The 24742-nt window shown below is 55.8% G+C and carries 20 protein-coding genes, 3 pseudogenes and 1 CRISPR repeat array (1 of these 24 only partly in view); of the genes and pseudogenes, 9 read left to right on the top strand and 14 right to left on the bottom strand.

The window, feature by feature from the left end:
- Positions 1-6 precede the first annotated feature (6 nt).
- The 13 genes from ACHZCX_RS01485 to ACHZCX_RS01545 are packed head-to-tail and all read right to left on the bottom strand — an operon-like array spanning position 7 to position 13513.
- Positions 7-2184 (bottom strand): putative baseplate assembly protein, encoded by a 2178-nt coding sequence (locus ACHZCX_RS01485; RefSeq protein WP_319585469.1) that lies wholly within the window; start codon positions 2182-2184, stop codon positions 7-9.
- Between the two features lie 25 nt (positions 2185-2209).
- The gene (locus ACHZCX_RS01490; protein WP_319585470.1) at positions 2210-2605 is read right to left on the bottom strand and encodes a GPW/gp25 family protein; all 396 of its coding nucleotides are present in this window, start codon (positions 2603-2605) and stop codon (positions 2210-2212) included.
- 10 nt (positions 2606-2615) lie between these two features.
- Entirely contained in the window at positions 2616-4280 is a 1665-nt protein-coding gene (locus ACHZCX_RS01495; RefSeq protein ID WP_319585471.1) for a hypothetical protein, read from the bottom strand.
- 12 nt (positions 4281-4292) lie between these two features.
- Complete coding sequence (locus tag ACHZCX_RS01500) at positions 4293-4934, bottom strand: phage baseplate assembly protein V (protein ID WP_319585472.1); 642 nt, start codon at positions 4932-4934, stop codon at positions 4293-4295.
- Complete coding sequence (locus ACHZCX_RS01505; RefSeq protein WP_319585473.1) at positions 4931-5977, bottom strand: phage late control D family protein; 1047 nt, start codon at positions 5975-5977, stop codon at positions 4931-4933. Before ACHZCX_RS01505 ends, ACHZCX_RS01500 begins: the two co-directional genes overlap by 4 nt.
- A gap of 17 nt (positions 5978-5994) precedes the next feature.
- Positions 5995-6162: a hypothetical protein gene (locus ACHZCX_RS01510; protein WP_319585474.1), complete on the bottom strand. Its 168-nt coding sequence runs from the start codon at positions 6160-6162 to the stop codon at positions 5995-5997.
- A gap of 15 nt (positions 6163-6177) precedes the next feature.
- Positions 6178-7395 carry a hypothetical protein gene (locus tag ACHZCX_RS01515; RefSeq protein WP_319585475.1) on the bottom strand — a complete coding sequence of 406 codons (1218 nt, stop codon included), beginning with the start codon at positions 7393-7395 and terminating at the stop codon, positions 6178-6180.
- A gap of 10 nt (positions 7396-7405) precedes the next feature.
- A complete protein-coding gene (locus ACHZCX_RS01520; protein WP_319585476.1) occupies positions 7406-7900 on the bottom strand; it encodes a phage tail protein in 495 nt (164 codons plus the stop codon).
- Positions 7890-9434 (bottom strand): hypothetical protein, encoded by a 1545-nt coding sequence (locus ACHZCX_RS01525; protein ID WP_319585477.1) that lies wholly within the window; start codon positions 9432-9434, stop codon positions 7890-7892. The genes ACHZCX_RS01520 and ACHZCX_RS01525 overlap by 11 nt, the downstream gene beginning before the upstream one ends.
- A 15-nt stretch (positions 9435-9449) precedes the next feature.
- Positions 9450-9911 carry a phage tail protein gene (locus ACHZCX_RS01530; protein WP_319585478.1) on the bottom strand — a complete coding sequence of 154 codons (462 nt, stop codon included), beginning with the start codon at positions 9909-9911 and terminating at the stop codon, positions 9450-9452.
- A gap of 34 nt (positions 9912-9945) precedes the next feature.
- The gene (locus ACHZCX_RS01535) at positions 9946-12126 is read right to left on the bottom strand and encodes a phage tail sheath subtilisin-like domain-containing protein (RefSeq protein WP_319585479.1); all 2181 of its coding nucleotides are present in this window, start codon (positions 12124-12126) and stop codon (positions 9946-9948) included.
- Between the two features lie 23 nt (positions 12127-12149).
- On the bottom strand, positions 12150-12929 hold the full coding sequence (locus ACHZCX_RS01540; RefSeq protein ID WP_319585480.1) for a hypothetical protein: 780 nt from the start codon (positions 12927-12929) through the stop codon (positions 12150-12152).
- On the bottom strand, positions 12926-13513 hold the full coding sequence (locus ACHZCX_RS01545) for a DUF4255 domain-containing protein (RefSeq protein ID WP_319585481.1): 588 nt from the start codon (positions 13511-13513) through the stop codon (positions 12926-12928). The genes ACHZCX_RS01540 and ACHZCX_RS01545 overlap by 4 nt, the downstream gene beginning before the upstream one ends.
- A gap of 612 nt (positions 13514-14125) precedes the next feature.
- Here ACHZCX_RS01545 and ACHZCX_RS01550 point away from each other — a divergent pair.
- The 5 genes and pseudogenes from ACHZCX_RS01550 to ACHZCX_RS01570 all read left to right on the top strand — a co-directional run bounded on the left by ACHZCX_RS01550 (position 14126) and on the right by ACHZCX_RS01570 (position 20929).
- Positions 14126-14971: pseudogene (locus ACHZCX_RS01550) on the top strand (rhodanese-like domain-containing protein).
- Positions 14968-16083: an FAD-dependent oxidoreductase gene (locus ACHZCX_RS01555; RefSeq protein WP_319585482.1), complete on the top strand. Its 1116-nt coding sequence runs from the start codon at positions 14968-14970 to the stop codon at positions 16081-16083. Before ACHZCX_RS01550 ends, ACHZCX_RS01555 begins: the two are co-directional and overlap by 4 nt.
- A gap of 195 nt (positions 16084-16278) precedes the next feature.
- Positions 16279-17640 (top strand): 4Fe-4S binding protein, encoded by a 1362-nt coding sequence (locus ACHZCX_RS01560; RefSeq protein ID WP_319585483.1) that lies wholly within the window; start codon positions 16279-16281, stop codon positions 17638-17640.
- 317 nt (positions 17641-17957) lie between these two features.
- Complete coding sequence (locus tag ACHZCX_RS01565; protein ID WP_319585484.1) at positions 17958-19319, top strand: sigma 54-interacting transcriptional regulator; 1362 nt, start codon at positions 17958-17960, stop codon at positions 19317-19319.
- 278 nt (positions 19320-19597) lie between these two features.
- The gene (locus ACHZCX_RS01570) at positions 19598-20929 is read left to right on the top strand and encodes a rhodanese-like domain-containing protein (RefSeq protein ID WP_394708753.1); all 1332 of its coding nucleotides are present in this window, start codon (positions 19598-19600) and stop codon (positions 20927-20929) included.
- 322 nt (positions 20930-21251) lie between these two features.
- Here ACHZCX_RS01570 and ACHZCX_RS01575 read toward each other — a convergent pair.
- Positions 21252-22141, bottom strand: a pseudogene (locus tag ACHZCX_RS01575) (transposase); the annotation flags it as partial.
- A gap of 289 nt (positions 22142-22430) precedes the next feature.
- On the opposite strand from ACHZCX_RS01575, the gene ACHZCX_RS01580 reads away from it, so the two are divergent.
- The 4 genes and pseudogenes from ACHZCX_RS01580 (at position 22431) to cas2 (ending at position 24421) form a co-directional block, all read left to right on the top strand.
- Positions 22431-22742 (top strand): transposase, encoded by a 312-nt coding sequence (locus tag ACHZCX_RS01580; protein ID WP_394708754.1) that lies wholly within the window; start codon positions 22431-22433, stop codon positions 22740-22742.
- Between the two features lie 2 nt (positions 22743-22744).
- Positions 22745-23272 carry a hypothetical protein gene (locus tag ACHZCX_RS01585; RefSeq protein WP_394708735.1) on the top strand — a complete coding sequence of 176 codons (528 nt, stop codon included), beginning with the start codon at positions 22745-22747 and terminating at the stop codon, positions 23270-23272.
- Positions 23273-23322: 50 nt separating this feature from the next.
- Positions 23323-23604: a transposase gene (locus ACHZCX_RS01590; protein WP_319585487.1), complete on the top strand. Its 282-nt coding sequence runs from the start codon at positions 23323-23325 to the stop codon at positions 23602-23604.
- Between the two features lie 526 nt (positions 23605-24130).
- A pseudogene (gene cas2 / locus ACHZCX_RS01595) lies at positions 24131-24421 on the top strand (CRISPR-associated endonuclease Cas2).
- 173 nt (positions 24422-24594) lie between these two features.
- A CRISPR array of direct repeats spans positions 24595-24742; the repeat unit is 32 nt; unit sequence GTCGCCCCCCGCGCGGAGGCGTGGATTGAAAT (it continues 1342 nt past the right edge of the window).

Consider the following 24742-nt stretch of genomic DNA (forward strand, 5'->3'; position numbering starts at 1 on the left):
CTCCCGTCAGCACACGTCCGGAATAACGGGAACCGGCACGCCCCGGGATGTGGTGGGGGGCGATTGCCCTTCCAGCGAGCCGATGCCGTCCGGCAGAACCGGGGTACCGCTGCCGCTCTCCACCCGTACGCCGGTCAATTCCGGCAGCTGGTACTCTTTGAGACGGATCACCTCGTTGTCCTTCAAACGACGCCAGCCTTTTTTGGTTTTATGGAACAGGCTGAGGGTATTCACCGCCAGCACGCCATCCACTCGGGCCGCCTGGGTGATCAATTCGTTCACCCGCACCTCGCCGCCCATGGGCCAGCCGGTACCGCGGGATCCTCCCGGAGCCAGAGGCCACAGATAATCCACCAGGGCATACTGCACCTCGCGCAGGGTTTGCTGCTCGGTTTCCGCATCCCGGACCTGGACCTTCACGCTGATGGCCACAGGCACGAACTGCGGGCTGAGCACGTAGAGTTCGGTGCCGATAAGCACTCGGTTGAGCAGGTAGGCAAACACGTCTTTCAGCAGGCCCTGGGTGGGTTTGGGCGTATGGCCCAAGGCCGGTTCGCCCGGGGGCAGCACGAACACGCTGACCACGCCCGGCACGTTGTTTCGAGCCGCTTCGATGCGGGCGCCGGGCAGAAAGCCTACCTTCACTTCGGCACGAGCCACGGGGTTCACCGGGTTGGTCTCGCTGATATGTTTAAAATCCTCTTTGGTCACTGCCCGGTTGCGATGGGTGAGGAACTGGGGAATGCGTTTTTCCGCCTGCTCAACGGTTTCCGCATCCAGGCCGCCCTGCAGCGGCCACTCGTGGCGTAGCTTGTGGCGTGGGCTGCCATTGACGATCTCCTTGATGGTGCCCGCACTCATATTCCCTTCGCTGCCGCCGCCGAACAGATAGGCGGCGATGCGGATGCGCGCTCCCCGAGACGGTCTGCGGCCGGCAGAGATGCCGTCGCCGAATGTAACGAAACCGTTCGGGGCATCCAACTGATATACCCGGGCATCAGCTGCCTGACCGGCGAGGAAATCGACCCGCTGCCAGCGTACCCAGGCGCCGTTGTCTTCCACGTCCAGTTGCAGGGAACCGGCTTCGATCTGCCGGTCCGGCAGAGCGATCACCTGATCCGGTTGACCTGTGCCCAGACCCACGATCAGATCTTGTTTGAATCCCTGGGCCAGCACATCCACGGCGTTCAGACCCAGATATCCCAGCTGCAGATCAGGGTGTTCCGGACAGCGCAGGCGCAGCCACAAAGCGACCCTGGCCGCATCCACCTGATCCGCCAGTTCCGGCGGTTGATCGCCCACTCCGCCGAACATGGGGTCCGTGGGAGCAAAGGATTGGAACAGGGCGGCATTTTTTGGGAGACGCAATCGGACGACGCCGGTCTGCCGGCCGCCATGAGAACTGTCGGCCAGTACATCCAGGGGCAGGTACAGAGGTTCGCCTTCTTCGCCGGTCGAGGCCAGTTCCCACACCAGCGGCCGCGGCGTCAGCTCTTTGATGGCGTTTTGCTCGAGGTCGTCGGCAGGAGCGAGGGCAATATTGAGGGTAATGCCCGCCAAATGCTGCCGGAGCTGGGGCAGTTGCCCTGCCAGTTGTTTTGGGGCGATGCAGGCCAGATAAAAAGCGCTGTCCAGACTGTTGGTCAGAGAGAGGGGCTCCTTGCCGGGCTCAAATCGGCGAGGCTGGAATGGGGTGGGATTTTCACCTTTGCGCAGGCCGAACTGTTCCTGCAGGTCCTGCAGAGTCAGGCCCAGGGCCTTGAGGTCGGCGGCGTTCATCTTTTCTTTAATCGCCACTTGCAGGCTCAGGCAGGTTGGCTGCAGGTCACCGACGGCGGTAAGGGTTTGTTTGCCCGCTTTCAGCTGGCTGCCATCGGTCAGTAACGGCGGCAGCAGGGCGCTGGCAGGGCTGGCATCCACACAAACAATGCCGCGGGCAGCGCGAGCAGGCCGCACCGGAATCTGCAACAAGTTGAGGAACACCCGGCGCAACCGCTCCGGAATCAGATTGGCGCGGTAGAGGATGGTTTCGGTGAGCCAGGCGAACAGGTCGACAAAACTGTGCATCGGATCGCCGGGGGCGATGTGGGTCAACTCCGGCAGATGCGTGGCGAGGCGGGCTTTGGCTTCGGCCACCAGATCGTCAAAACGGCGATCATCCAGATTCGGTATCGGTAATGGCATGGCTCTGCTCCTCTTTAATTGGCCGTCATGCGGCCGGGCCCAGGTTGAACGTAAAACCCAGTTCAGTCGGGATCTGGGAAAACCGCATGCGGTAACGGATATTGATGTGTACATCCGCCACACCGGTGGGGCTGGGAGCAACATCCACCCCTTCGATGATGACCCGTGGTTCCCACTGTTCCAGGGACTTGCGAACCACCCCCGCGATCAGGTTACGGGTGGTTTCATTGTTGGGCTGGTGCACGAAATTCAGCAGGCCTGCGCCAAAACCCGGTCGCTGCAACCGTTCGCCGGGGCGGGTCAGCAGAATATTGAGCATCACTTCACGGATGCTCTGGTCATCGCTGGACCAGCACAGCCGGCCGTCTGCATCGACACTGCCCAGCGGCCAGCTTTGAATGACGGGAATCGGTGTGGACATCAAACAGACCTCACTTCATCTTGGGAAAGGGGAGACAGATGCGCACCCAGGGCATCCAGAAAAAGACAATGTTCAGCAGTGAGATCATGATCATCAGCAGGATCATAGCCACCAGGGTGATGACCGGCAGGCTGAAAGAGCAGATCCACTGGACGCCCAGACTTGGTCCCGGCTCGCCTTCGGGCACCGTATCCGGTCCGACGCCCTTGTTCAGTTTTAACCGGTTTATCAGATTGAAGGTGTCTGCCGGGGTGATCATGGCCGCGCCTTTGGCGAGTCCCCGCTTCAGATCGCTCAGGGAGGGCATCTGGATCAGAGAAGGGCGGCTGGCCTCGGGGTCGAAGGGAGCGGCGACCCGGAACACGATGCTGCGGGCATCGGGGTCGGCCCATCGAATCTGTTCGCGGCCTTCCTCGTTGCGGAAGCGCACCAACGGAACGATCTGGTAGAGGTCATCAGCTGTCTGGCTGAACTTGGGCAGAGGGATTTCCTGCACCAGTCCCAGGGCTTGGTCCCGCAGGCGCTGACCGAGCAGGGTGCGGATTTCCTGGGCATCGGAGGCCAGGATAAACAGGGAATACGGCAAGTCGCCTTTGCCGGAACTGGCGGGCAGTTGGTCGAGTTGCCCCAGTTGGTCGAGATCGCCTGCCGCATCAATGGCCCGCTCCTGTTGGATGATCCAGCGCACCAACGGATTGTCGTCCTGTAGCGCAAAGCAGGCTTTCAGGTAGCTCAACAGGTCCAGTTGAATGCGGTAGGGGACGAACAGCGTATGGTTGCTGTCGTTGTAGGCCTGGCCGCGCAGGTTGGCGGGCAGGTGAGCGGCATCGTGCAGCCAGAGACCAGCGCAGTATTTTTCCAGGGCGGCGTTGTCTGCAATCCCGGATTCGCCCAGATGGTAGCGGTTGACCAGCAGGCGCAGCAACTCGAACATCGCCTTGCTCGGGCGTCCCTGATCGATCAGGATGCCGTGTTCGGGCTTCCAGGTGGTCTTGAGCGGTTTGCGGAAGCCGAAGGGCCAGGGGAGTGATTCAGCGGCGGCATTTTGTGCAGCCTGCATGGAAACGGCGTCGACTGCGGCGTTGGTGTCGCGCTGATAGGAGAAGCCGCCCAAGGGCACGTAACCGAACAGCAGGGTATGTATTTTACCAGCATCGTCCGTGGTTTTCATGGGATGGAGCGGGTGGACCTCTTCGCCGGAAAACGAAGGCTGGTCCCCCCGTTTATGCAGGACGCCATTAGCACACAGACGGCGATGCACGTCCGGATCACGGAATTCAGTGGGGGCGTCCTGCCAGCCCAGCGCCTCGCCGTCCTCCAACATCCAGGCCTGTTCGCGGCCTCCTCTGAGCCGGCGCATCACGAATCCTGCCGAGGTGATCTTGCTCGGATCCAGGGCCGGATAGCCCAGGCGGTCGCACACCACCTCACAACTCACCAGGTGGAAGGTACGGTGCAGGGGCAGGCGCAAGACCGGCTGCTTGCCGTAGCGGCTGTGGCGTTCGTCTTCCTGCCAAAGCGCAAACTGAGTCAGGCTGAACTGGCGGCGCTGCAAATCCTGCTTGAACCGGTTGACGAAATCCGGATCCAGGTAGCGGTGCAGGCCGCAGTGGCTGCCGCTCTGGTAGAAAGGGGACTTGATGCGGGGGGCGTGTAAGAGGTGCGCCTTGTTCATGTCAATCTCCTGTTACCAGATGTTGCCCGCGCCGGGGGTGTAAGAAGTGCCCACCACCGATGTGGCTATGACCGTGTCCGCCTGAACCACGCCGCTGAAGCGCGACATGCTGGCGTTAACGGTGACCGTTGAAGCATTGACCGTCACCGTGCCGGCATCCACCGTCACGCTGCCGCTGCTGCGCACCTCGATGCCGCTGGGTCCGAGCTTGACGCTCTGTTCCCCTCGCTCGATGGTAATCTCGCCGCCGCTGCCTTCATTGATGGTGATGTGGTAGCCGCTTCGAGTGGTGAGCTTCACTTTGGGGCTATCGCCATCATCGAAGTCCAGGACCGTGGCCTGGGGGGTGCGGATGACGTAATGATTCTCCTGCGGGTCGGCATCTTCGGGCCGACTGCCGCCGCCTGACCAGAGACTGCCCAGCACCAGGGGCAGTTCCGGGGCGACAAAGGCCAGCACCACCATTTCATTGATCCGCGGCACGAAGCTGACGCCGTAATTGCTTCCTGCTGAAGGCGCCACCACGCCGGCCCAGATTTCCATAGGGGTGGCGACGAGCCGCACTTTAATGCGGCCGCGGTCCTCGGGATCGACGTTGTCGGTCACCAATCCCAGTTGCAGGCTGTGCAGGTTGCCGGGGGAATGGAGATTCATACCTGCCACCCACCTTTGTTCACTTTCAGATGGGTTTCATAGCCCAAGACGTTGTCGAAACGGTGCACACAGTGGACGATCTGATACATGCCGCGCAATCGCGGCGAAACCCCGGATAGATCGATTTCCTTGCCAGCGGTGAGGCTGGGCTCTCCCTGGCAGATGATGTCTCCCTGGATAAAGCGTTTGCCCTGACGGTGAAAATGGACTTTGGCATAGGCTTCGGCTTCCGCGCTGCTGCGGGCGAATGGCTGGGGCACGATCTCGTCGCTGGTCCAGCTTAATGCGTTCAGCGTTGCCGCTGCCGTGGTGCCGCCAGGGGCGGGTGTCATGCTTTCAGCGGTAAACTCGGCGTCGGCATCATCCGCCAGGTTGTAGCCGTTGACAGTTGAGCGGACGGGCTGGTGATTGAGGTCAGCGATCAACCGTACCTTCAGAGCACTGTCCTGGGCACTCAGCGCCACGGGATTCGGATCGGTTTCTTCAGGTTTAGCGCGCAGCGTGTTGGCTATCAGCCGCAGGCCGATGTCGAACCGGCCGGCGATGCGCAGTAAAAAGGCCAGATCACTTTCATTCAACTGATGCCAGGTGGCGGTGAGGCTCGATAGGCTGACGTCGGTCTGAAACCCCGCTTCCCCGGCTATGCTTTGCACCAGATCGTCCGGACTCTGGTCCTCAAAACTGCGGCAGTGGCGGAAGCGGGCCAGCCGGTGCAGCTTATCCTGCAGCAGCAAAACCAGGGTGGGCGCGCCTTCACCATAGCGTTCCTCGATGGCGGTAATCTCGCCCTTGAACAGAGAGACCGGATTGTCCTGACCCATCAATATCTCCACTTCGTTGCCCAGGCCGATGCCATCGAGCACAAAGTCCGGGGCCTGTTGCCCTTCCGGAATACCCCAGTTGGTCAGGTGCAGCTCGCCGTGGCTGCAACCGTGCAGGGGCCGGTGGATGACCATGCCTGTCAGGGCCTGTTCAAGGTCGGCCCGGTTTTCACCGTCGAGCTTGAATCGGGGCCGGGTGCTGATAAAGGCGCTGTCTCTCATCCTGTGGGTATGGTTTTTTAATCAATTTTCAGTCTGTCCTGGCGCTGTTGGATCAGGGCCAAGGTTTGCACTACCTGTTGTTCCGCCGCTGCCACCGGTATCTGTTGCGGTGCCGGCTCTGCCTCGCCGTGCTGGGTGACGCTGTCGACGGTTTCGATACAGACTTCATCTATCAAGACGGGCATGGTGCTTTTCTCCTGTTAATCAAAGCCAACGCCCGTATCAGGGCTGTTTTTCAGGAGAGCGGCAACGGAAACGCCCTGCTGCGAACGTGGGCTGACACTGCCGGCTCCGATTTTGCTCTCTGTACTCGCGGCTGGGGTCCGCAGTTGCAGACTGCCGTGCTGCAGGCTCGACGCTTTCAGGCTATTGTTGAGCGTCGAGCTGAATGCGCCGGGGATGCGGGTGCCCAGGGCAGCGGAATGACCGAATTTGAAGGCGGGGGGGACGGCTGGTGCCGGTGTACCGGCTGCGGCCTTGCCGATGGAGGGGCCGCTGGTTGTCCCGGTCGCAGTCCCGCTGCCAGGACCGGCCGATTGAGCAGCAGTCGATGGGTTTGCGTTGCCGCTGCTGATGCCAAAGCCCAGGTTGCTCCCCATTGCCGCTCCTCCGCTAATGCCGAAGCCGCTCGATGCACTTATTCCCACCGTGGGCAATGCCAAAGAGGTTGCCGAGGGCAGGCGTGGTGATTCAATGCCGTTGAACATCGCGTTGTCGCGCCAGCTGCCGGGACCATCTTTACTGCTGCCGGGCACCGGGTTGACGTTTTGGTTGGGTGCAGCGGCACCGTTGCCCGCGTGACTGCCGCCGCCGGGATCTCCTGAACCGGCGCCGTTGCCGGTAAAACTTAGGCTGGGTGTCTGTTCGGCATCACGGGCCGCGCTGTCGTTGCTGCGGAACTGATAGCGATCCTCGCTGAGTTTCAGCGAGACCGTAGCCCGCAGCGGCCGTCCCTTGGGTGAGAAGAAATCGAGGGTTTCGTCGTAACTCTGGACCATGCCGATAAATTCAAACGATCCCCATTGGAACAGCGCACGGCTGGGGGCCTGCAAATTGGAACCGGATTCCACCGGTTTGATAAACTTGTCGGCAATTTTTTTTGTTTGCAGGCGCACATCGGAACCCTGCTCAATCTGGTTGCGGCTGTTGCTCTGGGAACTGTTGTCGCCTTGGCCGCTGTCAGCGGCGGCTTCGATATACGTGGTGTCGAACATCAGTTCCACTGTCAGGGTGGAAGAACTCTTGTCAACGAACTGGGCAGCCCGGCTGTTTCCCTGGCTGGTATTGGCCTTGAGGGTGTTGGACAGATTCACCCTCAGGGTAACCGGGTTGAACTGCACATCAATGGCGTTATTCATGTCCGGTGTATCGTTGTTGCCGGAGACGGGAATCAGTTTGGCGCGTTCCAGATCACTCATGACGCTCTCCTCAGGCGTTTGCCGGCGCCGGTCGCTGCAGTTCCAGTCCTTCGTGAACCAGCTGCAGTTCCTCGATCGCTACCTGGCTGGCCGTGGCATTCAGATCCGGACCTTTGAATTTAGTGGGCAGTACGCCGGTGAGTTTCCACACCATCACCGCGTTGTCGGCTACCGTCTGGCCGGCGGTGGGATTGCCCAGTACTGTGATCTCGCCGGTCAGGCGGTAGCCGTAATTGGCCTGGCGGGTGGTGATGTCGAACCAGGTCCACAGGTCGTTGATGGTGGTAACGCCACGCTTTAAAATGATCGGTGAGAACTTGGTGGGACCGGAGCGCTGGTGTTCACCCCAGTTGAGGCCGCCTTCCTTAATAACCCTGGGTTCCATGGTCAGTTCAAAGCCGGTCACTTCACTGAAAGAGCCGGCGCACAGCAGCTCGTTGCTGTCGCTGCGGTACAGGCTCACCTTAAATCGGAACGGGACGAATTCACTGAGTTCAGCCACCATTGACCTCCATCTGCCATTCACCATTGGTATTGATAAAGGTCAGGAACAGGCGATCGATGGGGAACGCCGGTGCTATCTGAATATCAAACTGGATAGCTCCTTCCTGAGTTTGCCGTGGCTGGTCTATCTGGTAGGCTTCTTCCGGCACCTTACCGCGCAGGGCGCCCTGGTTGTACAGGCGGCGGAAAAACTGTTCCAGCAGCAGTCGCGGGCGGGGGTCGTTGACATCGGCGTTAAAGACCAGGTGGTCCCCCAAGGCCTGCAACTGGCGGCGAAGAAAACCGAGAAAACGCATAATTTCGGCGGCACGGAAACCATCAAAACGGTCTATATTTTCGGCCTCCGTATAGTCCGAAGGCGGCAGGGCCGGCATCACCAGGCGTTCGTCATCCAGGCATAACTGGTCGCGGCCGGAAAAACCGGTGCGGACTTGCAATACCCCAACCCCCGGTTCTTCCCGCAGAATCAGCATCTGCGCAATGGATTGGCGCGGATAAGGTAGGCCTTCGCTGAGCAAGGGCAGGGCGCCGATGGAATACCAGGGGCCTTTGGCGCGCGTCACTGCCGCCTGTTTGCCGGCGATCAGGCCCACAGGAGAGCGAAGCGCAAAACGGGGGCCGCGGAGATAGGGAAACAGAAACTGCATGTGCCGCAGCAGATGGCGGCTTTCACTGTCCCGGTCTTTGCGGATTCTGCTGATCCGGCCAAGAGCACGCTGATCCACCACCGGGCTGTCGATCTCGCCGGAATATGCCAGGGGCAGGGTCAGCAGGGTCTGCATATCGGGGCGATGGCGAGCGGTCCATTGCAGCAATCCGCGTAGTACATCTTCCACCGGCCACGGATCAGGCATGCTGATCAACTCGCTCGGATAGCGTCGTTCCCGATGATCGTCCTCGGTATGGGCGCCACAGGGCAGAAACTGGGGGTTGGGATTCTCCAACCGCACACGGGGCACATCCGGCAGCCGCGGCGGGACCTGCAAACGCTCCAGATCGGGCAGCGCCACCACGGCTACGGAAGGAATCACCAGGACCGTGGCCAGCCCGCGCAGGGTGTCGATGTCATGCAGCCGGGTATCGGCAGCAGGCATAAACCCATTCTGCCCCTCGCTTTCCGGAATACGCACGACCCACAGCTTTTCGCCGCCGTTGATGAAAAAGTCATCCACCGCTTGCGCCAGCCAAGCGCGATCCCCGGCCAACAGGCTGACGTAGCTGGTTGTTTCGCTGGCTGCATCCGGAAAAATATCATGGAACTCGGCGCTGGAATGGAGCGGGATCGGATAATGGAACAACCCTGCCAGTTGCGCACTCAGCGCTGCCCCGCCCAACATTTTTTTTGCTGCAAGCGCATCCACTGCGGGACCGAAACCGGCCCCGCGCATGTCATCCAGGGCACCGGTCAGGGCACAGAGGCGCTCCAGCCGTACCCTGCCGGGGCAATGGCCCAGCATCGCAACTTCCAGAGCCGCGGCCCGGCGTTGTACCGGTCGGGGAGTGAGGGCTATCCGCGCCCCTGCGAGCCATTCCATCGCCCCAGTTCCCGCTTAACTTTGCACGATGTGTTCGACCGACAGAACCAGTTCCTCGATGGCCACATCACTGCCGCCTTTGGCCGTAAGGGTGGGGCCGGTCCACTTGATCGGCATGGCGTTCACCAGCTTCCAGGTGACGACCGCGCTGGTGCTTGAAGGATCTTCATTGCGCAGTTTGATGACCACGTCCCGTTTGGCGGTGACATCCCCGGCACGAATCTGATCCAGCCAGTTGTAGATATTGTCAGCACCGATGACGCCTCGCTTGAGGGTGACGTCTCCTGCCTTGTGGATGGCCGGAATTTTGCTGACATAGTTTACCTTGGCATTGCCGGCACGATATTCTGCCACGGTGATCTCGGCGTTGAGGCCCGATACCTCGGAAAAACCGCCCTGGATTTCCCCTTCGCTGCCGTCACCCAGATTCACCAGATAATTGAATACGCCATAGGGCGTTTCACGAAATTGAGCCATATTCCCATCCTCGTTACTTGGTTGTTAGCGTTGATCAGGCGTCAGCGGTTTTCTGGCCGATACGGAAGATCACAAATTCCGCGGGTTTCAGTGCGGCCACCCCGATTTCGCACACCAGGCGGCCGTTATCAATGTCGTTTTGGGTCATAGTGCCGCGGTCGCAGCGGACAAAGTAGGCTGTTTTTTCACTGCCCAGCAACCGTCCATTGCGCCATTCATTGTAGAGAAAGCTCTCCACCGTGGCGCGCACGTTATCCCACAACGGTTCACCATTGGGTTCAAAGATCACCCATTGGGTGGATTTGTCGATGGATCGTTCCAGGTAAAGGAAATAACGGCGGACGTTGACGTATTTCCACTCCGGATCGCTGGACAGGGTACGGCCGCCCCAGACGCGATGTCCGCGTCCGGGAAAAGAACGCAGGCAGTTGATGCCGTCGGGGTTGAGCAGTTCCTGCTGGAAGCGGTTGATGTCCTGGCTGAAACGCAGGGCGCCGATGACCGGTTCGTTGGCCGGCGGTTTGTGCACACCGCGCTGGACATCGGTATTGGCATAGACACCGGCAATAAACCCGGCAGGGGGTACGGTGATGGTGGTGAGGATGCCTCGTGGATCGGCGATTACAACCCACGGGTAATACAGGGTCAGGCGGCTGTCGTCGAAATTACTGCGGAAATCGCGTACTTCCGCCAGGGTCATATCTTTGCGGCTGTCAACAATACCGACCCTATAGCGCATCTTGCGGCAATGCTTCTGCATCTCCGCGACAATGGCCTGATGATGGGTGGCATCGGCGGCAGCGGCAGGGGTCATGACGATGGAAACATCTTCGATATCTTCCAGGGCAACAAAACCGGTGCTGCCGTTGAGTTCGTCGCTGACACCCCCGTAATGGATGGCGGCAGGTACATCGCCGTCAGTGCCGCCACTGAGGGTAATCAGGTAGCGGGGGCCGTCAATGGAGATACCTGTGGGATTCATGGCGGCATCGTCGAACAATTCCATCAGTGCGTCCATGACGTCATCGCCTGTGATACCCACATCGAGTTCACAACTGATCGGGCTGGTGAGTTGGTCGTAGTGCTTTTCCGGCTGCACCGCCAGGACTGTGGCTAGGCTGTTGCTGCCGGTGGGAGCAGATGAAATGTTACCGTAGGTGTAGATAACCTGCCCCTTGGCGCCGCCGGAGCGCACAGCGATGTCGAAGGTGCGCTGCACCATGATGGCGCGGACGTTGTTGGGGGCAGCAGCCAGCGCCGCCAGGGGAAAACTGAATGCGGTGACGCCGGGATTGACTGGATTGGCACTGACACTGAACTCGTTGTTGTTAACGTTGATGGTACCATAAATCGCGGTATTGGTGCCCCAGTCGCCGCCGGTGAAAGCACTCAGATCGGTGACCGCACTCAGGGTCAGACACGCCGACGTGCCATTGGTGAGCACCCCACTGGTGGGCTGCTTGGTGGTGACCCGAGTGAAACGCACCGTGGTGTTGGCATTGTTCACCAGGCCAGCCGTCATCAGAAAGCCATCGTCGCCGTCGGTTGCAGCTTCAGGGCGTAATTGGGTGCCGGTGGTGGGGGTGTCGTCAGCAGCGTCGATTGCACACAAATTGTCTACAATAACATAATGATCGCCTTCCCGTCGTACCACGGCACGGATACCCATGGGGAAACGGTCGTCAGGGCAGCGGGCGGCAACGGCATCGCCGGCAGCGCGGACCGCATTGGTCAGGCCGGTGACTTCCATAAAGACCACTTCACCGACAGCGGGTGCCGACACCACGTCCTTTTTTAACAGGTTTTCGCTATCCCTCCATTCGACTTCCAGGGTGCAATTACCCATGGTTCCTGGAAAACGGCTGCGGAAAGTCACCCCGCCGGCACTGTCAGTGACAGAGGCAAAACCGGTTGTCGGGGTGGCGAAGTTGCCGATCCGGGAGACGAACAGTTGCTTGCCGCCGCCATCAAAGAAGGCCTTGGCTGCAATGGCGGTGTGGTTGAGTGTTGCGGTGCCGCCGAGGGTCAAGTCCTGCACGTCACCATAGATACGGGTAAATTCACCCATACTGGTGACTACCTCCGGCTTGCCCCGCAACGGTCCGAAGCGGGTAGGACCAACCACTGCGGCGACACTGGTACCAACGCCTTCAATGGATTTGGCACGAAAACTGACTTCTTCCACAAACACACCCGGCGCTAGATATTCAGGCATGGTCTCCTCCTTTGCGTTGAAAATCAACAGGGTTGAACTGCTACATGGTCTCTGTTCGAAGATCGGATCAAACGAAGCTCACCGGGTACTATGGTCAAACCGATGGGGCTGGAAAATTGATTGTCCTGGTCAATCTCTCCCAGATCCATAGCTACCAGATCGGCGGGATCAATGGGGTTGTCGGCGTTGACGGCTGCCAGCGCTTCGATTCTGAGTTGGGCCGAGTAATTGTCGATACCTTCCGGCAGCGGCGGCAACCGGTTCAACGGGAGCATGAAATCGCCGGTTTTACTGGCCTGGCAGCAAAACGACAGGGTGGACCCCACTGCGTTGGTGACGACCAGGGTCAACCGTGCCCAGGAAACCGGCGCATTGCTGCCGTTGAAACGCAAGGTGCCGATCAGTCCACCGGCAGGACTGATTCGGGTGCCAAGAGGGGTTGGATACACCACCAGTCCATGGCCGACGCCATTGCCGGCAACAATGCTGAACCGGCGTGGAATATAGCGCCCTTCTGGATCGCTGACGATGCCTGCAACCGCAAAGGTGGGCTGCACCAGCCGCTGCTTGTCCGCAGCAGTCGCGCTGCCATTAATAATTGGGATGCCGGGGCGGCGCATGAACGCGGTCTTGCCGCTGCCGTGTACGACCAGCAGATCACGGGGACGGGTGGTGAGCTGCAGGGCCAGGGGCTGGGCAATGCGGAGCATGTCAGACGGGGTTTCGGCAGTGGTGCCGTCGAGCCAGAAGATCACGTCACTGGCATGGAGGATGTTGGTTTCCAACACCTTTAAGGAACTCATAACGAACCTTCGGGAAAGACCCGTGTGATCACATCGGGGCCGGAGCTGCGTTGCGGTTTTAGGCGTAGCCGTATTGTGCGCGCTACAAAGGGCACCGTGCTGGTGTAGGGGGATTCGAACACATCCCAAATCCGCATCAGATCTTCGGTGCTCATTTCATCGGGGGAAATATTGAGGGTTTCGTGCTGACCCCATTCGTCATCAATATCCTGTATATGAGAGATATCGATTTGGCTGTTGTTCGCCAGTTCCACCATGGCCCATGCCATCAGGTCCGCCTCGACCGTGGCGCTGGTGGCGTTGGCAATCAACAGGAAATGGAGGTTGACGGGAAGCTCGTGTTGACGGCCGTTCTGCGAGATTCCCTGTTGGGTGAAACTACGTGTGCGCCCATGGGGGTCGATGGTTATGCGGTGCAGGTAAATACCCAGCAAGTTGCCGGACAGGGTTTGCGCGATGTCGGCACTGCCGAGCAATGAAACCGTCGCGCTGACCGGTTCTTCGCTCAGTTCTGAAGGCAGGCGTCGCTTAAAGAAATCTTCCAGCGCCACCAGCGCACCCTGTACTCCTTTATACGAAGCCACCGTGCCTCCCTGAAGGACAAAATTTTGTCGAACCGTCGGTACTATGCTGCGCTGTCTAATGTTCCATTGTTGAGGATGATTTTAATAGTGATACCGTCAACATTGGTGCAGTCAGCCGTGCGTCATGCTTCGAAAAATGGTTTTTATTATGAACACATGCAGGGAGGATTACAATAGGTGAAAAAAAAGTATGTAATGGATACGCAAAATATCAATACTTACCATTTAAACCACCGGCTCTGCTGTTGAACTCCTAAAGTTTGCCAGTTCAGGGAGGATAGGGAAGCCACTCAAAGCTGAACCGATTAAAGTTCTAGAAGAGGAGACTTTCCTCTGCACGAAGGCCAAAGCCCAAGTCATGCCAAAGGGGAATGCAAGAACCTCGTTTTCTGGATACCGAAATATCAAAAGGAAGCTTTTTTTGTAGTGACCGGTAAGGAAATTGCAAAAAAACAACGCTAACAATTCAAGCCATCGGGTGTGCCGCTGGTGCCGAACTTTTCATTTTTGAAAAATAACAATTTCTCTTATATTGGAAATGAATGCGCAATGGGAAACAGGAGATCGTTTAAGATAACCTGGTAAAAAAAATCTACCGTGGAAGGACAAGCTATGAAGTGGCTGCAATTTTTCACCCCGGTTTCTTCCATCAACTGGGAAGAGGCGCATGCACTTGTGCAACAGTACCCAACTGGCGATGTGACCTTCCTCGATGTGCGACAACACAAGGAATATGAAAGGAGCCAGCTACCGGGAGCAAAACTTATTCCGCTTGGAGAACTGGAGAGACGTCTGGATGAACTCGACCGAGAAAAACCGATAGTCATATATTGAGCCATCGGCGGCCGCAGCCGGGTTGCTGCGCAGATGCTGGCAGGAAAAGGTTTCGATAAAACATACAATCTGTCCGGTGGGATCAAGGCATGGAATAAAGAGGTCGCCGTGGGCCCGGAAGATGTAGGCCTGCACCTCTTTTCACGGGAAACAAGCACCGAGGAAGCCATCGTTACAGGTTTCAGCCTCGAGACGGGACTGCGGGATTTTTACACCTCCATGCAGAAAAGAGTGACAAATGCGTCGATAAAAGCTCTTTTTGGCATGTTGGCGGATATCGAAATCCTTCATCAACAGCGTCTGGTTAAGCTGCATGCCGAGATGACGGACGCTGATATTTCCTTGGAAGACTTCGCAAAAATAATTGCATAACCGGCCATGGAAGGTGGACTGACCACCGAAGAGTATCTCCAACTCTACAAGACCGATCTTGAGTCCGAAACCGAAGTGCTCGGATTGGCACTGGCCATTGAAGCTCAAGCATTGGATCTCTATTCGCGGGCGGCGCAACGCAGCAAGGAGCATGAAGGGTTCCGGAAAGTCCTCCTACAGATTGCCGAGGAAGAACGCAGTCATATGGCGAGATTGAGCGAATATATTGATCGACATCAGGATGCGAGATGAAAAAGCAGCTTCTTCTTATCGGTGGCGGCCATGCCCACATGGTCACCCTTGCCAACCTCGGCGCTTTTATCAAGAAGGGGTACGGAGTCACCGTTATACAGCCGTCGGAATACCACTATTACAGCGGCATGGGGCCAGGCATGCTTGGCGGAACCTACACGCCGGAGGATATCCGATTTGCGACCCGAAAGCTTGTTGAGGCAGGGGGAGGGCGGTTTGTCCTCGGCAAGGCCGACAGGATCGATCCCGATCGGCAAGTCGTCTATCTGGAGGGATCGGAAGAAGCAATTGCTTATGACGTCCTTTCCTGTAATGCAGGCTCCTATGTTCCAAGGGAACTACTGCAAGGGAATACGGAAAACATTTTTACCGCCAAGCCTATCGAGGAACTGCTGGTTGCGCAAAAAAGAATACTCGAGTGCGCCGCAGGCGGAAAGATCACCATTGCCGTTATCGGCAGCGGCCCGTCATCTCTTGAGATTGCCGGAAATATCCATCAGTTGTGCCGGCAGAAGGCGGTAACCCTGCCGACGATTCGGATCTTTGGCGGACGGAATTTTCTGCCTGGAAGGCCCGAGCGAATTCGCAGGATCGCCAGGATCATGCTTTCGCGGAAAGGGGTGGAAATTATCCAAAGCGGTTATGTGAAGCGGATAGAGAACCGCTGGATTGTTTTAGAGAACGGCCAGGAGTATGCAGCCGATATTATTTTCCACGCTGTCGGTGTCAAGCCGTCGCCGATTTTTACCCGGTCCGGTTTACCTGTCGGGCCGGATGGAGGGCTGCGGGTTAACGCATATCTCCAGTCGGTCGACCATCCAAATATTTTTGGCGGCGGCGACTGCATCTATTTTGAAGCCGAGCCGCTGGATAAGGTCGGAGTCTATGCCGTTCGGCAGAACCCGATCCTCTACAGAAACCTGCTGGCTACGTTGGAGGGTGGACATTTGGAGAAATTTCACCCAGGAGGCAAATACCTGCTCATCTACAACCTGGGAGAAGGCGAGGGGATTTTGTCCAAAGGGTTTATCACCTTTTCCGGAAAACTCGCCTTTTATCTCAAAGATCGTATTGATCGCCAGTTTATCAGGACATTTCAGGTCAGTTACTAAAGATACCACCGGCAAAGCCGGTGGATTGTTGAACCGTTCAAAGCGATTGAAAACCTGAGGCCACCTAAAGGTGGCTATCGTTCAAACAGTATATGCTGATCAAGGTGTTTATGTTCATAATCGCTCATAAGTAGATAACTCATTGATATATATAAACATTTATTGAAAGCACTCGGTTGTGTCTCCGGAGCTAATATGCAGCTTTTTAAACGCATCAGAGAGGTCGTAAAGGTCCTGTTAGTCTATGATGAAGAGGCACGTGTTGATCTCTTTGAGGTTTTTCCTGCGATCAAGAAATTCTATAGCAATCGCCACAACCTCTTCTACCTCCGCACCTTTGGCGATATATCCTTCGGTATCATCATCCTTATGGGTCTTTTTGGACCTCAAGACCATTCCCGCAATGTCTCGCTGTTCTTGGCCTGGGGGGTATGGTGGGTAAGCGTGGTCATGAGTTGGTTTTTCTTGGGCAAATTCTGGTGCGGAATCTGCCCCTTTCCTGGTGTCGGGCGCATTTTGCAGACGCTGGGGTTAAGTCTCAATCGTGAACCTCCTGTTTTCTTGACAAAATATCGTGCATCTTTTGCCCTTGCCTTTTTGGCCTTTATCATTTGGGCAGAATCGGTAACGAACATGAAGAATTGGCCGTTCGGCACCGCCTTGCTCCTCTTAAGTATTCTCCTCGGGGCCTCGGTAATGGGGGCTCTCTTCAGAGGCCAGTCCTGGTGCCGGTATCTCTGTCCAATGGGAAAAATTATCGGGGCGGCAGCGACATTATCCATGATCGAATTACGGCCCGATCTCGGGAAGTGCAAAACCTGCAGATCGTTTTCCTGTAAAAAAGGGACAGCTAATGCGGCGGGGTGCCCTGTCTATCTTGGCACCTTCAACATCAGAAATAATATTGATTGCCTCATGTGCGGACGCTGCCTGTATCTCTGCGAAAAGGATAGTCCTCGCCTGAATCTGAGGAATCCCTTTGTTGAACTTGTCATCAATAAGGGGCGCTATATAACCTGTTCTTATATCATTCCCTTTTTAATTGGTTCTCAACTGGCAAGGTTCATTCAGCACTCCTCCTCGTATGGTACCGTTGAGCAATGGTTTTTCGGATCGAACACCTTGGCTTTCACCATGTTGCTAGGTCTGGGGTTTCTCTTCGCCTTACTCGTCATCCGGATTGGAGCATATCTTTTCAATACAACCGAAGACCCTTTGTTCGGAAAGTTCTCGCCGATGGTAGCGGTCTTGGTGCCCCTCGCCTTTACCGGAGAGTTGGCCTACCGCCTTGATTACTTCCTTGCAAACATAGGAAATGTCTTACCTACATTCGGTAGACAATTCGGGTTCAATCTCGCACACCTGCACTTTTCGATCTCTGCACCAGCGATTTATTCGATATGTTTGGCCTTGATGTGTATCGGCGCAGTTTCCAGTAACTACGTGCTCCACCTTTTCAATACACGCGACTTTGAAGGCATTATTTCGAAAAGTAACTATTATGGCCTGCATTTCCTGGTGCTGCTCGTTTACGCGATCTACGCTGTGCTGGTTTAAAATAGCTATGAAATATTATGACGTTAAATAAAATACCTTTTACGGCAATCGCCAATAAATGAGGTGGAATTTAATAGATAGCAAATTTTTGTCGAGCTCATTTTGAAAAGCAAAAATGAACGTTATTAGTTGTCGCAGCCAAGATAGAATAATGAATACGATCCCCAAAAGCTGCGGTATTACTTATCCTCGAAGATTGCGGATTACGGTCGTTTGCACCCAACAATAAATCTAGAGGCAGTTTTCTGCTTGTTCGTTCGTTCAATTTCTGTATAGTGTTTAAACATATGTTTAAACACTATGCAGGGGGAGCTTCAATGGAGGACAAAACCCTAAGCTGTTATTGGGAAACAGTTGTTGATATCATTCATGATGGAGTCATGATGGTCGACCCTGGCGGCATCATCGTCTCGGTTAACCGGGCCTTCACTGAAATGACCGGGTATGAACGCGACGAACTTCTCGGCTGCAACTGCTCGATCTTGAAGTGCAGCAGTTGTGAGAGGATTTACGATTCCACCAACCAGCATTGGTGTTTGCTTTTCCGCAATAGTACGGTCTCAATGCGTAAATGCCACTTGACCAGAAAAGATGGCAGTCTTGTACATGCCATGAAAAACGCCTCGGTTTTGCGCAATGAAGGCGGCGTTACAATCGGGGCAGTCGAGACGTGGGCGGATGTCACCGAGCTGATGGAAAAAGAAAGTCAGATCGCGGCATTTCGCCACGACCTGCAAGCTGAGGATACCTTTTACGGGATGGTTGGGATGTCGACAATCATCCGCCGTACCTTCGACCTTCTGGTCAATGTTGCAGCCTCCGATGCTCCTGCCTTCATTTTCGGGGAAAGTGGCACCGGTAAAGAACTGGCAGCCAAAGCCATTCACCTCCATTCGGATAGAAAGAACCAACCTTACATTCAGGTAAACTGCGCCGCGCTCAACGAATCTGTGCTGGAAAGCGAACTTTTTGGCCACGTTAAAGGGGCCTTTACCGGCGCGTATCAAAACCGGCAGGGGCGTTTTGAGGCGGCCCACGGTGGCGATATTTTTCTCGACGAAATCGGTGAGTTGCCTCACTCTATCCAAGTCAAGCTGCTTCGGGTCCTGGAAGAGAAAGTCATCGAACGGGTCGGTGACAACCGACCCATCCCGGTCGACGTGCGAATCATCACGGCCACCAACCGGAATCTTAGGGAATTGGTCGAAAAGGGGGTTTTTCGCAGAGATTTATATTATCGTATCAATGTGTTACCCATTGAGCTGCCCCCCCTGCGCAAGCGGCCTGAGGATATTCCCCTGCTGGCTGAGAATTTCTTCCGCCATCTACAATTGAAAAGCAACAAACAGATTCTTGGCATTTCCCCTGAGGCCATGCGTGCCGTGGTCCGATACCCTTGGCCAGGCAATATCCGCGAACTGAAAAGCGCCTTCACCTACGCCTTTGTGACCTGCACCGACGGACACATCGACCCTTCCCACTTACCGCCAGATCTTCTTACCCAGGCGACCGCCCCGTCTCTAGCCACTATTGCCGACGACGAACAAAAAAAGCAGGAATTACTCCAGGCCTTGACCCAAGCCAGAGGCAACAAATCCATGGCGGCAAAAATACTCGGCGTTTCCAGGGTGACAGTCTGGAACCGATTGCACCGCTACGGTCTTCTCCTCCGCGACTGAATCCTCCCACCAACACTTTTTCTCGGCTCTCCTGCCTTCTTCAACTGAGTGGCATGCCTTTTGCTAATAACCAAACGATTGATGCATGATCCGCTCTCGTTTCGCAGAACGGGTATCCGGCATCCATTGACTATGTGCTCAACCAACAGTGCTATTTTGTGCACATAGACATTTCAAGAAGACAAGATCGTCAGGGCAGGAAACTACGAAAGGAGGAGGAAATCATGAGGTTGAGTAAACCAAGAGAAAGGCTTGCCGGTCTAGCTGCAGCTTCGCTGATGCTAGCGTCGGCAGCGTTGGCTGCGGATCAAGCGCCGCCTGCAAAAGCAAAGGACGTCAAATCATGTGCCGTCTGCCATGCGCCAGAGGATGGGCAAATGCGGGCGTTTTTTGATGACGTTTCGATGAAGTCGCAGGTAATTCAACTCAAGCTGGATGCTACCACAGAACTGGTCAAGTTTGACGAGGACAAACTGACGATCGTCAATGGCTCAACACCAGGCGACGTCGAAAAATCCCTGCGCGACATCAAAAAGGGGAGTGAAGTCCGGGTAGCTTATATGGAGGCTCTCAATGGTTCCAAGAATATATCTGAAATTTCTATCAAACCGAAAATGACCGTTGCAGCGGAAAAGAGAATAAGTGTCGAAGGGGTAGAAAAACTCATTGCCGGACAAGAGAAATACACCCTTATCGATGCCCGTCCGCCGCTGAAGTTTCAGGACGGAGCCATCCCGACCGCTACTAATATCCCCTTTCCAGCCTTTCAGAAAAATCTCGATAAGCTCCCCAAGGACAAGAATGAACTGATTGTCTACTACTGCGCGGGGGTCACATGAGCGCTTAGTCCTTCATCTGCCCGTGAGGCAGAGAAAATCGGCTACACCAATGTCAAAGTATTCCTCGAAGGCATGCCGGAGTGGAACAAGCGTAATTCTAACACCCTGAATTCACAGGCCCTCAAAGAGGCGTGGCTCGACAAAGAACTGTCATTCGTATTGCTTGATGTCAGAAATGACAAAGAAACCAAGAAAGGCTACATCAAGGGCGCAGTGAGCATCCCGGAAAAAGATATAGAAAAAGCACTGAAGTCATTCCCGAAAAAGGAAATGAAACCCCCTATTGTTGTCTATGATGCAAAAGGGGATGGAAGTGCCGATATAGTGGCAATGAAACTTATCAAAGCAGGCTACCCAGGACCACGGGTGCTTATCGGTGGCTTTGACGCTTGGCAAACAGCTAAGTATCCGGTGGAATCTGGCAAGCTGTCGCATAAAGTAGTCTACGTTCCAAAACCGAAGGCTGGAACTATTTCGGCTGCCGAGTTTGACTCTTTGGCTAAGAATGTTCCGGCCAATAGCCAGATCATTGACGTTCGCAACACGGAAGAGGTTGAGGAAACGGGCAAGATCAAAGGTGCGATCAACATCCCTGCCGGTGACGTAAGCGACCGCCTCGCCGAGATTCCGAAAGACAAGGAACTGATCTTGTATTGTTCCACCGGGGCTCGTTCTGAAATGACCTATAATGTTCTTAAAGAAAAAGGTTACAAAGTCCGTTTTCTTGATGCCACGATTACCAACCACAAGGACGGCACCTTTAAGATGTAAGATGAGAAGGTAAAGAATATCAGCATTGTACACATAACAAGAAAGGCTCCTGAATATTCAGGAGCCTTTCTTGTTTTAAGCGAATGGGCAGAAATGCCTGTAGGTATCGTTGCGCAGATCATGGGCCATAAGCCATCGGCTAGCCGCTAACAATAATTCCGGGGTTAACGAAAATCTTAACGAGGATCAGGTACAGCAACAGCAGGAGATGAAAAGGAAAGAGACGCTGGATGACATGCAAATGCAAGCACAAAAACGGAAACAGCAACTGCAACAACAGAGCGCTGAAAGCAAAGGGCAACAGAACTCATTGAGGGGGGTGCTCCAATCGAGATTCATTGAGGATCTGGTTGCGCAACTGACGGACTCTGTGGATGTTGACCGGTTCGCCATGCTGTTCATGGCAATAAATCGCGAGCAGGAGATAAGTGATCAGGCCAGCAAGCATCTGGATCATCAGGCCATGGCGGCTTCTCGAAATGAGGTGGTAGACCTTGAGGTGCCGCTTCCACCAGGCAAAGAACGTTTCTATGTCCCAACGCAGCTTGTAGATCAGGGCGATTTGTTCGGCGGTGAGATCAAAGCGATCGGTGGCAACCCAGTAGGTCTTGCCTCCGACCGTGTAGCCGACCAGGCGCAGCGGGGTTTGCGTCTGATTGATTCCTTCCCGGCCAAGGAGAACCAGTGCTTGCCCGCTGCCTGGAGCTGATCGAAGTCGTGATGGCTTTGGTATCCCCGGTCGCTCACCCCGGTTTCCCCAGGCTGGACGATCCGATTGACAAAAGGACGCTCTCCGCCTTTGCCGTTGGTGAGGAAGATGGTGCGGGGAATACCTCGATTGAGGTCAAAGCCGATATGGGTCTTGGCCTTTTTGGCGCCTTTGCGGTAGTCGGCCCAGTCCATGGAAAGGACAGCGTCGATCAATGAACCGTCGACGGCGACCAACTGACCCAATTCGGGGTATTTGTCGGGCAGAACCTTGCTAGCCTGCTGTTGCAATGCTTCAAAGACCAGCAGGAATTGCTCGAGGCCACGTTCGTTCATGGCTTCGAAGAACGAACTCCTGGCAATACCTTTCTTCGGGGCAATATGCTCACGGGCAAAGGCATCTTCTTCCAGGGATTGGAGCAGATGCCTGCCGGAGGTATGCTCCTGCAGGTGAAAATAGATGAGCGCATGGAGCTGGTCTTCAAATTCCATTTGCAGCGGTCTATTGAGTCTGTCGCAGAACCGATGCAATAAGGCTCAATATATGTTATTGAATTAATGATATTAGTTGATGTTTTCAGTTTCTCGATCTGCCGAAGGGAAAAGCCACGCATCGCCGATTTCACAAGCCCAACCGGAGTCAACTGCATCTGCTGCCGATCTCGATCGACCAGTGGGTAGAGGAAGATCACCTTGCCCGATTTCTCTGGGATTGTGTGGAGCATTTTAATCTGGGGCAGTTTTACGCGGCCTACGGCGCGATGAAGGCGCCCCTCCTTATGATCCGCAGATGATGCTGGCCACCTTGCTGTACGCCTGGTGTCTTGGCATTCGCTCGTCTCGGCGGATCGCCAAGGCCTGCGAAGATCAAGTGCCGTTTCGATGTCTGACCGGCAATATCCGACCCGATCACTGCGCCTTTGCCCGTTTCCGCAGCCGTCTCATGAGGAAGCGATCAACCACCTGTTTGCCCAGGTGCTGTCGCTCTGTCATGAGGCGGGCTTGGCCAAAGTGGGCAAAGTCTACTTGGATGGGACCAAGATGCAGGCCAATGGATCCTTGGCGGCCAACCGAACGCTCGCGCATCTGGAGCAGGAGATCGTGAAGATGCACAAGGAAATGAAGGCGGCGGATGCTGCCGAATATGCGCGGCATGGCAAAGAGAGCCAGGGCGATGAGCTGCCCCCTGACTTGCGCAGCAAGCGCGAGCGCCTGACACGGTTGCAGGAGGCCAAGGAACGCCTTGAGCTGGCGGCGACAGCAGAGCGCTTGGTACAGGAGGAGAAGCTGGGCAAAAGAGCGGAAGAGGAGCAGCAGAGTGGCAAGAAGAAACCCGGCCGCAAACCGGCGAGTCCAGAAGCGGTGATCAACCATGATCGCAAGGCGAACCCTACTGACCCTGCGAGCCGGATTATGAAAACCCGTCAGGGACATGTGCAGGGCTTCAATGCCCAGGCGATAGTGACGGCGGGTCAATGTATAGTCAGCGCGGATATCACCCAGGAGGAGAACGACGTCCACCAGTTGGAGCCGATGTTGGCAGTGCTGGAGGCCACCTTGGAAGCTGCCGGGATCGAGGGCCGTCCCCAGGCGCTGGCAGCGGAGGCGGGTACTGGCATGACCAGCTTGATATAACCGAGCTGGAGCAGGACGGCCCTGGGTTGTTCATCGCCACGGCGAGCCGTTTGCGAGAAGCGCAGGCGCACCAGGCGGAAGGTTCTCCCCAGGGCCGGATCCCTGACGACATCACCCCGAAGCAGCGCATGACGCGCAAGCTGCGAACCCAGGATGGGCGGGCCGTCTACAAGTTGCGCAGCCAGACGGTGGAGCCGGTCTTTGGGCAGATTAAGAGCGTCATGGGGTGCCGGGACTTTCTTCGCCGTGGCCTGGATGCGGTGCAGTCGGAGTGGTCGCTGATTTGCGCCTGTTTCAACCTGCGCAAACTGTACATGGCGGCATATGGATGATCAATGAGCAACGAAAAATGGTGGAGAAGGCGCTTTTAATCGCCAGCCGATCATTATTGAAAGGCAAAAGCGTGGCCTATGGCAAGTCTCGAGAGAGCAAACGAGACTACAAGCAACACTCTTCTACAGAGAGACCCGCTTGAGGCCTGAGACTGAAATATCCCGTCAATAGTTCTGCGACAGGCTCTATTACTCCGGGATTTGAGTTTTGGAATGCGCTCCAGGGCCAAATGTAATGGAGGGCAGAAGCGTTTGTAGCTGTGAGCGGTTAACTTTCCTGACTTGAACGGGCGTGGCGCCATTTTTATAACTCCCTGTAATGAAAGGATATATATGAAAACAGACCGCGACGGCGCCTCCTTGCAAAATCTTAACCGGACATTGCTGAGAAATAATACATCCTTTTTTGGAGGAAAAGATGTCGCTGGAATTTTTTTTATACTCAGGCCTTGCTGTTAGCCCGGTATCTTCGGGGCGAACTCGATGGCTATCTGCCGGTCATCTTGAAATAACGGGAGGCCCGGCCATGATGGTCTTGGTGAGTTATGATGTGCGTACAAGCGAGCCCGGCGGCGCGAAGCGATTGCGGCGGGTGGCCAAGGTGTGTCGTAATTTTGGCCAGCGGGAGCAGTTTTCGGTGTTTGAATGTGTGGTAGACCCAGCCTAATGGACCAGGATTCGCCAGTTGCTGATCGACGAGATCGATATGGATGCCGACAGTTTCCGATTCTATTATCTCGGGGCCAATTGGCGCAACCGGGTAGAACATGTCGGCGCTAAGGAAAGTTTAGATCAGGAAGGTCCGCTTATTGTGTAGACTGGTCCGCGAACCTCTCGCAACCATAGAATTCCGGGAGGATCGCGATCGGTGCTGGAGCAGGTTTTGCGAGAAATAGAGCCGAGAAAAGGAGGTCTGTGCTTGGTTCCGCCGAGGGTGTTCGCGGAATATGTAGGAAAAGTTGTTTCACTACCTACGGTTATGGATCAGCAGTCGCCCCCCGCGCGGAGGCGTGGATTGAAATTTCTTAACTCCATCAGTTAAGGCCCTTGTGCAAAGTCGCCCCCCGCGCGGAGGCGTGGATTGAAATCCAGCCTTGTCTCGGTAGTCGAAGACGGTTGCCCGTCGCCCCCCGCGCGG

The organism is uncultured Desulfobulbus sp. (assembly GCF_963662935.2).
In the GTDB taxonomy this organism is placed as follows: domain Bacteria; phylum Desulfobacterota; class Desulfobulbia; order Desulfobulbales; family Desulfobulbaceae; genus Desulfobulbus.